This window comes from Klebsiella sp. BIGb0149 (assembly GCF_004362605.1).
GTDB lineage: Bacteria > Pseudomonadota > Gammaproteobacteria > Enterobacterales > Enterobacteriaceae > Klebsiella > Klebsiella terrigena.
Window position 1 is genome coordinate 160,928 of record NZ_SNYG01000004.1, and the last position, 9,285, is coordinate 170,212.

The 9,285-nt window shown below is 60.3% G+C and carries 9 protein-coding genes; 1 reads left to right on the plus strand and 8 read right to left on the minus strand.

Features of this window, described 5'->3' with window-relative positions:
• Position 1: 1 nt before the first annotated feature.
• The 8 genes from arnF to EDF75_RS15775 form a co-directional block, all read right to left on the minus strand.
• Entirely contained in the window at positions 2 to 385 is a 384-nt protein-coding gene (gene arnF, locus EDF75_RS15740) for a 4-amino-4-deoxy-L-arabinose-phosphoundecaprenol flippase subunit ArnF (protein ID WP_133600089.1), read from the minus strand.
• Positions 385 to 723 (minus strand): 4-amino-4-deoxy-L-arabinose-phosphoundecaprenol flippase subunit ArnE, encoded by a 339-nt coding sequence (gene arnE, locus EDF75_RS15745; RefSeq protein WP_133600090.1) that lies wholly within the window; start codon positions 721 to 723, stop codon positions 385 to 387. The genes arnF and arnE overlap by 1 nt, the downstream gene beginning before the upstream one ends.
• Complete coding sequence (gene arnT / locus EDF75_RS15750; RefSeq protein WP_133600091.1) at positions 720 to 2,375, minus strand: lipid IV(A) 4-amino-4-deoxy-L-arabinosyltransferase; 1,656 nt, start codon at positions 2,373 to 2,375, stop codon at positions 720 to 722. The genes arnE and arnT overlap by 4 nt, the downstream gene beginning before the upstream one ends.
• On the minus strand, positions 2,372 to 3,274 hold the full coding sequence (gene arnD, locus EDF75_RS15755) for a 4-deoxy-4-formamido-L-arabinose-phosphoundecaprenol deformylase (RefSeq protein WP_133600092.1): 903 nt from the start codon (positions 3,272 to 3,274) through the stop codon (positions 2,372 to 2,374). Before arnD ends, arnT begins: the two co-directional genes overlap by 4 nt.
• Positions 3,271 to 5,256, minus strand: coding sequence for a bifunctional UDP-4-amino-4-deoxy-L-arabinose formyltransferase/UDP-glucuronic acid oxidase ArnA (arnA, locus tag EDF75_RS15760; RefSeq protein WP_133600093.1), 1,986 nt, complete (start codon positions 5,254 to 5,256; stop codon positions 3,271 to 3,273). Before arnA ends, arnD begins: the two co-directional genes overlap by 4 nt.
• Positions 5,253 to 6,236, minus strand: a complete 984-nt coding sequence (gene arnC, locus EDF75_RS15765) for an undecaprenyl-phosphate 4-deoxy-4-formamido-L-arabinose transferase (RefSeq protein ID WP_095102880.1) — start codon at positions 6,234 to 6,236, stop codon at positions 5,253 to 5,255. Before arnC ends, arnA begins: the two co-directional genes overlap by 4 nt.
• Position 6,237: 1 nt before the next feature.
• Positions 6,238 to 7,377, minus strand: coding sequence for a UDP-4-amino-4-deoxy-L-arabinose aminotransferase (gene arnB / locus EDF75_RS15770; RefSeq protein ID WP_133600094.1), 1,140 nt, complete (start codon positions 7,375 to 7,377; stop codon positions 6,238 to 6,240).
• A 395-nt stretch (positions 7,378 to 7,772) separates the two neighbouring features.
• Positions 7,773 to 8,276 (minus strand): phenolic acid decarboxylase, encoded by a 504-nt coding sequence (locus EDF75_RS15775; protein ID WP_095102878.1) that lies wholly within the window; start codon positions 8,274 to 8,276, stop codon positions 7,773 to 7,775.
• A gap of 99 nt (positions 8,277 to 8,375) precedes the next feature.
• On the opposite strand from EDF75_RS15775, the gene EDF75_RS15780 reads away from it, so the two are divergent.
• The gene (locus EDF75_RS15780) at positions 8,376 to 9,236 is read left to right on the plus strand and encodes a LysR family transcriptional regulator (RefSeq protein ID WP_133600095.1); all 861 of its coding nucleotides are present in this window, start codon (positions 8,376 to 8,378) and stop codon (positions 9,234 to 9,236) included.
• Positions 9,237 to 9,285 lie beyond the last annotated feature (49 nt).

The following is a 9,285-nucleotide window of genomic DNA, read 5'->3' on the forward strand; positions in this document are numbered from 1 at the left end:
GCTATCCTTTACGCTTCAGCGGCCAGAAGATGGTCAGCACGCCGGCGACGATAATCAGCACGCCCAGCAGCGAGCACCAGCGGAAAGCCTCGTGCCATCCGGGCAGCCAGATAGCGGCGGCCCACACCACAATGTAGCTCAGGCTCAGCAGGGCATAGGCTTTGGCGAGCGGCAGACGGTGCAGCGCAAAGTACCAGCACACCATTGACAGCAGATAGCCGCCCAGCCCCAGCGCCAGGCCGAAGGTGCCGGCCCGGAGATGGACAAGATGGCCGATAAACGTGACCAGGTCGGTCAGCGGCGGCAGCTCGACCATCGCCCCGCGCAGCAGCAGCTGCGCGGCGCTGACCAGCCCGACGCTAAGCAGCGCCCAGATTAAGCCCATCAGACGCTACTCCCGAGAATGACGATACCCACGACAATCAAGCCGACCCCCACCCAGTGGCGGCGCGCCACCGGCTCGTGCCAGACGCCCCACGCCGCGAGGGTGACCCAGACGAAGTTGAGGCTCAGCATCGGGTAGGCAATGCTCACCGGGATCGCCTGCAGCACGCTCAGCCACAGCAGCATACCGCCGCCGAGCGCCAGCAGCGCCAGGCCCAGCCAGCCGAGAATATGCCGTCCGCGCCGTCCGGATTTGGACGGGCGGGTGGCCTGTTTCTGGCACAGCTGTCCGACGCAGCTCAGCAGGCTGGCGAGCGCCAGGCAGATCCAGATACTCATTGCGGCAGATACTGGATAAACACAACCCGCCCTAACTCATAGGAGCTATCGGGTTTTGGTAGCGGCAGATCGTTCATGCTCTCCCCTTTGTCCATCAGCAGAACCAGCGATACCGGCCCCTGCTGACGATGCGTTGCCAGCCAGCTGGCAAAGTCGCCCTCGCTGACGAAGCGGCCCCGCGCATCCGGCCAGTCGAGACCGTATTTTAGCTCACCCTGCTTATCGAACAGAATGATATCGCTGCGCCTGAGCTCCCACGACAGGCCGCCGGCAATACCGACGTTATTGGTCAGCACGTAGCGGCTTGGCGCCAGCGACTCGCCGACGATATCAATCATAAACTGCGGCTGCTTGCTATCAATCACCCGGTCAGGAATGGCGAAACCCACCAGCAGCGCCAGTCCCAGCGGACAGCAGGCGGCAAGCGGCCAGCGCCGGGCGCTGTCCTTCATCGTCAGCCAGCCCACCAGCGCCCAGGCCGCAAATATCAGGGCCGCCAGCAGGCACTTATACAGCTCAATCTGCGACCACACCGGCTTGTGCATAAAGCTCCACGGCGAGACCGCCAGCACCGCCAGCAGGCCAGCCAGGCCGAAGCCGATGTTGATCATCGCGTTGATGCGCAGCGCCTTCGCCCCCGCTTTCGCCGCATTCAGCGCATAGCGGGCCATCAGGATCGCCAGCGGCCCAAAGCACGGCAGGATGTAGGTCGGCAGCTTGCCCTTGGCGATGCTAAAGAACAGCAGCGGCATCACCACCCAGCCCAGCAGATACAGCGCGCCGCGGGCGTCGTCGCGTTCGGTCCAGCCGCGCTTCAGCGCCCCGGGCAGCAGCGCCAGCCACGGCAGGCTTCCGGCAATCAGGAACGGAATGTAGTACCAGAACGGCGCCTTATGCTGGGCGTCTTTCTCGGCAAAGCGCTGAATATGCTCCACCCAGAAGAAGTAGCGCCAGAAGTCCGGCTCGCGCTGGGCAATAGCCAGCCCCCACGGCAGCACCACCAGCGCGCAGACAACCACCGACAGCCAGCCCCAGGTCAGCACTTCGCGCCAGCGCTTGCGCGCAATCACCCACGGCAGTACGCCCACCACCGGCACCGCCAGCGCGAGGAAGCCTTTGGTCATCACCCCCATCCCGCAGGCCACGCCCAGCAGGAGATAGCCGGCCATTTTGCCCTTCCGGGTCTGCGCCTGAGCGGCGCCCCAGAAGCTGCACATGGCGAGGGCCATCCACATGGCGATCATCGGGTCCAGCACCGCATAGGTACCGATACCGTAGACCAGCAGCGCGGTGAGGAACATCACGCCGGAGAGGATCGCCAGCCGTTTATCCCGCCAGATCCGCCACGCCAGCCAGGCAACCAGCAGCGCGGTCACGCTGATGGAGAAGACCGAGCCAAAGCGCACGCCGAAATTGTTGTGGCCAAACAGCCACTGCCCGATGCTGTTAATCCAGTAGCCGGCAATCGGTTTTTCAAAGTAGCGCAGCCCGAGGAAATGCGGCACCACCCAGTCGCCGGAGGCCAGCATTTCGCGGCTAATCTCCGCGTAGCGCGTCTCGTCAGGCTGCCAGAGCAGGCGGAAATTCAGCGGCAGTACGTAATACAGGGCAAACAGCGCCAGCAGGGAGATACCATAACGAATGCTTTTCATACGTCCTGACTCAATAATTGTTCACGCCCAAGCCAGCCTTCCCGGCCGGCCAGTTCACCGCGGACCACCTTGCCCACCGGCAGCTCGCTAAAATCAGCGGGCAGCAGCTGGCTCAGCGGGCAAAACTGAATCTCTTCCTGCGCCGCCATGGTCAGCAGCTCATCAAACTGCTGCGCAAACGCAATCCCTTCCACTTCGGCATGAATGGTATAGACCGGGACGCCCGGGTCGCGATGAATACAGTCCAGCAGATAGCGGTTAAAGCCGCCGGTATCCACCGCGCTGCCGACCACCTCATCCCAGGTGGGAAGCGTGACCGGGATCTGCACGGTGCCCAGCGTCTCGTTGCCGAGCTGCGGCCGGAAGGGGCGGCTGCCGCGGCAGTCGCTGTTGTAGAGAAAATCGAAGGACTCTTTGGCTTTGATAACCCGCTGGTCGGCGCGCCAGCCGGCGACGGCGGAGCAGGTCACCGGCTGGCCAATAATCCGCTCCAGCTCCAGCAGCCCGCGCTCAACCTCCAGGGTCAGGCGCTCCTGCGGCCAGACGCCGCTCCACGCCTGCCAGCTGTAGTGATCCCAGGCGTGCAGGCCCACCTCATGGGCCTGCGCCGTCGCGCGCAGCACCTCTTCATTGCCCGCGCCGATGCGCCGTCCGGGCCAGGCGGTACCGGCCAGCAGGATATCCCAGCCGTACAGCGAGGCCGCCTTTGAGCGCAGCATCTTCCACAAAAACTTCGGTTTTATCAGGCGCCATAAATGGCGCCCCATATTGTCCGGCCCAACGCTAAAAAAGAAGCTTGCCTGAATCCCGTTCTGGGCCAGAAGGCTCAGCAGCCGCGGAACCCCGTCCCGCGTGCCGCGAAAGGTATCAACATCTATGCGTAAGCCGACCTGTTTCATGATCTCTTATCATCCGCCAGTTCAACGGTGCGCAGGAAGAAGTCGAGGGTATGCTCGACGGTCTCTTCCATCGGTACCGTCGGCGTCCAGCTCAGGCAGCGCTTCGCGTTGCGGATGCTCGGCTTACGGTGCTCGACGTCCTGATAACCTTTACCGTAGTAATCGCTGCTTTCGACATCGCGGAAGCCGGCGAACGGCGGGAAGTTGCCGCGCAGCGGATGGCGCTCGAAGCACTCCAGCAGCATCTCCGCCAGCTCTTTAATACTGGCTTCGTTGCCCGGGTTACCGATGTTGATAATCTGCCCGTCGCAGCGGCCGTCTTTGTTCTCGATAATGCGGAACAGCGCTTCAATACCGTCGCTGATATCGGTGAAGCAGCGCTTCTGCTTACCGCCTTCGATAAGCTTAATCGGCGAGCCCTCAACCAGGTTGAGGATCAGCTGGGTAATGGCGCGGGAGCTGCCGATACGCGCGGCGTTGAGGTTATCCAGACGCGGCCCCATCCAGTTAAACGGACGGAACAGGGTGAAGCGCAGCGCGGCTTTATCGCCATAGGCCCAGATCACGCGGTCGAGCAGCTGCTTCGATACCGAATAAATCCAGCGCTGCTTGTTGATCGGCCCCACCACCAGGTTCGAGCTGTCTTCATCGAAGTTTTTATCGGTGCACATACCGTACACTTCAGAGGTCGACGGGAAGATAATGCGCTTATCGTACTTCACGCAGTCGCGGATAATCTTCAGGTTCTCTTCGAAGTCCAGCTCGAACACGCGCAGCGGGTTACGGGTGTACTCAATCGGCGTGGCGATCGCCACCAGCGGCAGAACCACGTCGCATTTCTTAATGTGATACTCAATCCATTCGGAGTGAATGCTGATATCCCCTTCGACGAAGTGGAAGCGCGGATTCTCAAGGAAGCGGCTGATGGCATCGGAGCCGATATCCAGACCGTAGATTTCGTAATTATCGTCCTGCAGCAGGCGCTCGGTCAGATGGTTGCCGATAAACCCGTTAACGCCGAGGATCAGCACGCGGGTGCGACGCTTAATCGCCACCACCGGCTTGCTGCTCAGCACGGCGCCAGAGACCAGGCCCAGGGCCTGCGCCAGCTGCGTGCCCTGAATATAGACGCCGCGATCGGTCTGACCGGTGACGATTTCCAGCGCTCCGTCCTGGCAGGCGACCACCAGCGGCGCGGTGGAGATCACCGTCCCTGCCTTCGCTGCCGGCAGGTCGTGACGGACGCGCGATTTCCAGACGATAAATTTGCTGGCGCCGGTATAGCCAAACGCGCCCGGCCACGGATCGGAGACGGCGCGGACCAGGTTATGCAGGGCCTGCGCGGGCTGCTCCCAGTCAAGACGGCCATCTTCCGGCGTACGGCGGCCGACGTAGGTCGCCTGGCTCTCATCCTGCGCGCGCGCGTCAATTTTGCCTTCACGGATCGCCGGCAGCGCCTGGCCCAGCAGCTCGGACGCCGCCGTGCACAGCCTGCGGTGCAGGGTCAGCGCCACGTCATCGGCCCCAATGGCCACCGACTGCTGGGCGACGATATCGCCGGCATCGGCGCGGCTGACCATGCGGTGCAGGGTAACGCCCGTTTCGCTCTCTCCGTTGACCAGCACCCAGTTCAGCGGCGCGCGGCCGCGATACTTCGGCAGCAGGGAGCCGTGCAGGTTAAAGGCACCGCGCGGCGCAAGATTGAGGAGCTCATCGCTCAGCAGGTTCCGGTAGTAGAAGGAGAACAGCACGTCCGGCTTTATTTCACGGATACGTTCAATCCACAGCGGGTGATTCACATCTTCTGGCGCCCACACCGGGATACCCTGTTCCGCAGCGAGACGCGCCACCGAACCAAAGAAATGGTTTTCGCCGGGGTTATCCGGATGGGTGAAAATAGCGGCGATGTCATACCCGGCGTCCAGCAGGGACTGAATACCTGCGCAACCCATATCGTGATAAGCGAAGACTACGGCTTTCATGAACGATCTTCCTCTTGAGATGCCGTTTCCGGCTGACGAACAACACGTTGAATAAAGTAGCGGGGACGGGCGCGAACATCGTTATAGATGCGGCCGATATACTCCCCGAGCAGGCCCATGCCGACAAACTGGGCGCCGATAAACATAAACAGCACGGCAAAGAGCACGAACACCCCTTCGGCCGCCCACTGCGGACCCAGTACCAGGCGCAGCACAATCAGCAGGATCGAGAAGGCAAAGCCCAGCAGGGCGATCACGCTGCCGAAAACGCTGAGCAGGCGCAGCGGCGTGGTGGTCAGGCAGGTCACCAGGTCGTACATCAGGTTAATCAGGCGCATAAAGCTGTATTTGGAATCACCGAACTCACGCTCGGCGTGCATCACCGGGATCTCCACCGCCCGGCGGGCAAAGGTATTCGCGAGGATCGGGATAAAGGTGCTGCGCTCGTGGCAGTTGAGCATCGCGTCGATGATATGGCGGCGATAGGCCCGCAGCATGCAGCCGTAATCGCCCATCGCTTTGCCGGTGGTGCGCTGGATCAGGCGGTTGATCATCTTCGACGCGGTTTTACGGAAGAAGGTATCCTGGCGGTTCTGACGCACGGTTCCGACCACGTCATAGCCCTCGTCCGCTTTCTCCACCAGCCGCGGGATCTCCTCCGGCGGGTTTTGCAGGTCGGCATCGAGGGTAATGATCAGATCGCCGGTGACGTGGCTAAAGCCCGCCATAATCGCCGAGTGCTGGCCGTAGTTGCGGTTCAGCAGCACCGCCACGACGTGGCTGCCTTCAGCTTCGGCCGCCGCCGTCAGCATGCGGGCGGAGTCATCGCTGCTGCCGTCGTCGACCAGCAGGATTTCATATTCACGCCCAAGGGTGGCGCAGGCGCTATCCGTGCGGCGAATGAGCTCTGGCAGGCTCTCCTGCTCGTTATAAACAGGGATAACCACCGAGACCTTCTTCACGGGAGGATAAGTAAACATATTAACGTCCTGACAGCTGGTGCAGAGCGGAGATAACGCGGGTGACGTCGTCATCGGTCATATCCGGGAACAGCGGGAGTGAACAAATGCGCGCGCTGTTCCATTCCGTGTTCGGCAATGACAGCGTCGGGAAGCGCTCGCGGTAATATTTTTGCGTATGCGCCGCGCGGAAATGCAGGCCGGTGCCGATCCCCATGGCTTTCAGCTGCTCCATTAAGGCATCGCGACTAATGCCGCAGAGGGCTTCATCGACGCGAATAATAAACAGGTGCCAGGCGTGCTGGTGCTCCCAGCCCGGCACCTGCAGCGGCGCGAACGGGGTATCCGCCAGCTCGCTCAGATAGCGGCGGGCAATGTCGGCGCGACGCCGGTTGGCGTGCGGCAGCTTATCCAGCTGCACCAGCGCCAGCGCGGCGTTGATATCGGCCAGGTTGTACTTGAAGCCCGGGGAGATCACCTCCGCCTGCGGAGCGCGGCCGAGGGTCTGGCGGTCGTAGGCATCAACGCCAAGGCCGTGGAATTTGAGGCTACGGATACGCGCAGCCAGCTCGTCGTCATCGGTGACGACCAGCCCGCCTTCGGCACAGGTCATATTTTTAATGGCGTGGAAGGAGAAGATTGCGGTACCGCGGCTGCCGACGTGACGGCCCTTGTAGTAAGTCCCCGCCGCGTGGGCGGCATCTTCAATCACCGGGATGCCGTGGCGATCGCCGACGGCGCGAATGGCGTCAATATCCGCCGGCGCGCCGGCGTAATGCACGGGAACGATGGCCCTGGTGCGGGGGGTAATTGCCGCTTCAACCGCCTCAGCGGTAATCATCAGGTTATCGCGATCGACGTCGATCATCACCGGCGTCGCGCCCAGCAGACAGATCATGTTCAGGGTCGAGACCCAGGTCTGCGAAGGGGTGATCACCTCATCGCCGGCGCCGATGCCCAGCGCCATCAGCGTGACGTGCATGCCGCCGGTTGCCGAGCTGACCGCCACCGCGTGACGGTTGCCGGTCAGCGTGCAGAAGGCCTCTTCCAGCGCCTGATTTTTCGGCCCGGTCGTGATCCAACCTGATTGCAAAACTTCACGCAGCGCGGCCAGCTCTGCGTCACCCATTGACGGGCGCGAAAACGGCAAAAATTCGCTCATCATTTTCCTGCTCTGTATATGGCCCGAACAAACTCAGGCCGGTAGAAAAAAATATCCTGCGCCAGCGGACTTAAACAAAATGAAAATGAAATTCTTTCAATGCCACATTTTCATTCCAGGGTATTTGACGTTATTTAATTTAGACGGGGTTGCTTAGGATAATATTAAGAAATTAATATAGTTGGCGATCGACAATACAACCAGTTGTTTTATAAATAAGTTTATTAACTGTGATGGCGGTTTTAAGCGGGGAATTCGGCCCCTGACTCAGAACGGGCCAGGAGCACGGGGCGGTAAAGTAAACAAACATTAAACCGTTAAACAATAAATAAAATTTTACTCTATGATACTAAAGAGAGAAATCTTACATAGATCACAAAATTATTTCCGGAGTATTACAAGTTTGCAGGAAAATCTGCAGGTAATTGGTTAGCAGGACAATTAATAATAGCGTCATTATCGGCGCCGCAGTCGCGAACAAAGGTAATTGTCGCAAACTCGTCAATCACTTCCGTCGGATAGGCCGGGCCGGCGGCGCGGTACGACTCCATCAGCGGGATATGCTCATTCTGGAAGCAGACGGTTTTTTGCGGATCGTTGATAACCCAGCGCGGAAAGAAGATGGTGCCGTGAAATAGCCGGTCGCCGAGATTAACAATCAGGCTGACGTCAGTCCCGGTCGGTTCGGTCCACGAGATTTTATAGATGCTGGCCCCCACCCGTACGATAAAAGCCTGCTGATCTTTTACCCACCGGTTGCCGACGATCCCGCTATGGATACGGTAGTCCAGGGTGCGGCCATTTTTGACGTAAATTTCGTAATTCCACCCGTTATCGTAGGTATAAACCAGATGTTTGCCGATAAAACCGCTCAAATCGTGTTTGTCGAAAGCGTTCATTGTGCTTGCTCCTCTGTTGTTGGAACCCAGCGTACTGCTTTAAAAAATGAATGAATAACGCTATGTTTTGATTGAATCCATCCACTTTTTAGATGAGTTATGCACAAGACAACCCTCGAACAATGGGCTCTGCTGGAGAAGGTTACCGCCCTGGGCAGCTTTGCCAGAGCCGCGGAGGAGACCCATCGCAGCCAGTCGTCGGTCAGCTACAACCTCGCCCTGCTGCAGGAAAGGCTGGGGGTAACGCTGCTGACGCCATCCGGGCGCCGCGCGGTATTAACGCCGGCGGGCGAGCTGCTGCTCGCCCAGGTTAAGCCGCTGCTGCAGGCTTTTTATTATGTTGAAAATCATGCTATTGCGCTGCGCAACGGCGCCCGTACCAGGCTCGATCTGGTGGTCGACAGCATTTTTCCTCGCCAGCGGCTGTTTGCTATTCTGCGCCAGTTCCAGCAGCGCTACCCGCAAACCCAGGTCAGGCTGACGGAGGTGCTGGAAAACATCGGCGACGAGAGCGCGGCGCGCGGCGAGGCTGACGTGATGGTGCTAACCCGCCGCCAGGACATTACCGGCCGCGGCGAGTGGCTGATGAACATCGATTTTATCGCCGTCGCTCACCGGGACCATCCGCTCGCCGCCCTCGACGGGCCGCTGGACGATAGCGCCCTCGCCCGCTGGCCGCTGGTGCAGATCGCCGATCGCCACAACGAGCGCCAGCCGGGCCGCGACGCGTGGACCTTCTCCACCATTGATGCCGCTATTGATGCCGTGCTGTATCAGGTCGGTTTCGGCTGGCTGCCTGAAGAGCGCATTCGTCCGCAGCTCGCCCAGGGGGAGCTGAAGCCGCTGCCGCTGAGCCACGGCGCCCGACGCGCGACCCCGCTGCACCTGATCGTCAAGCGCGACGTCACCCCCATTGATGAACAGCTCGCCACGCTGCTGGATCTCTTCAGGCGCCCCTGACGGCGCCGCTTATATATGATTTTCTTATACTATCGGGCCATTGATTGAT

Excerpts from the sequence above, each read along its gene's own strand:
- arnD (WP_133600092.1), bottom strand. The coding sequence starts at position 3,274 with ATGAAACAGGTCGGCTTACGCATAGATGTTGATACCTTTCGCGGCACG.
- arnC (WP_095102880.1), bottom strand. The coding sequence starts at position 6,236 with ATGTTTACTTATCCTCCCGTGAAGAAGGTCTCGGTGGTTATCCCTGTT.
- arnA (WP_133600093.1), bottom strand. The coding sequence starts at position 5,256 with ATGAAAGCCGTAGTCTTCGCTTATCACGATATGGGTTGCGCAGGTATT.
- arnE (WP_133600090.1), bottom strand. The coding sequence starts at position 723 with ATGAGTATCTGGATCTGCCTGGCGCTCGCCAGCCTGCTGAGCTGCGTC.
- arnT (WP_133600091.1), bottom strand. The coding sequence starts at position 2,375 with ATGAAAAGCATTCGTTATGGTATCTCCCTGCTGGCGCTGTTTGCCCTG.
- arnF (WP_133600089.1), bottom strand. The coding sequence starts at position 385 with ATGGGCTTAATCTGGGCGCTGCTTAGCGTCGGGCTGGTCAGCGCCGCG.
- EDF75_RS15780 (WP_133600095.1), top strand. The coding sequence starts at position 8,376 with ATGCACAAGACAACCCTCGAACAATGGGCTCTGCTGGAGAAGGTTACC.
- EDF75_RS15775 (WP_095102878.1), bottom strand. The coding sequence starts at position 8,276 with ATGAACGCTTTCGACAAACACGATTTGAGCGGTTTTATCGGCAAACAT.
- arnB (WP_133600094.1), bottom strand. The coding sequence starts at position 7,377 with ATGAGCGAATTTTTGCCGTTTTCGCGCCCGTCAATGGGTGACGCAGAG.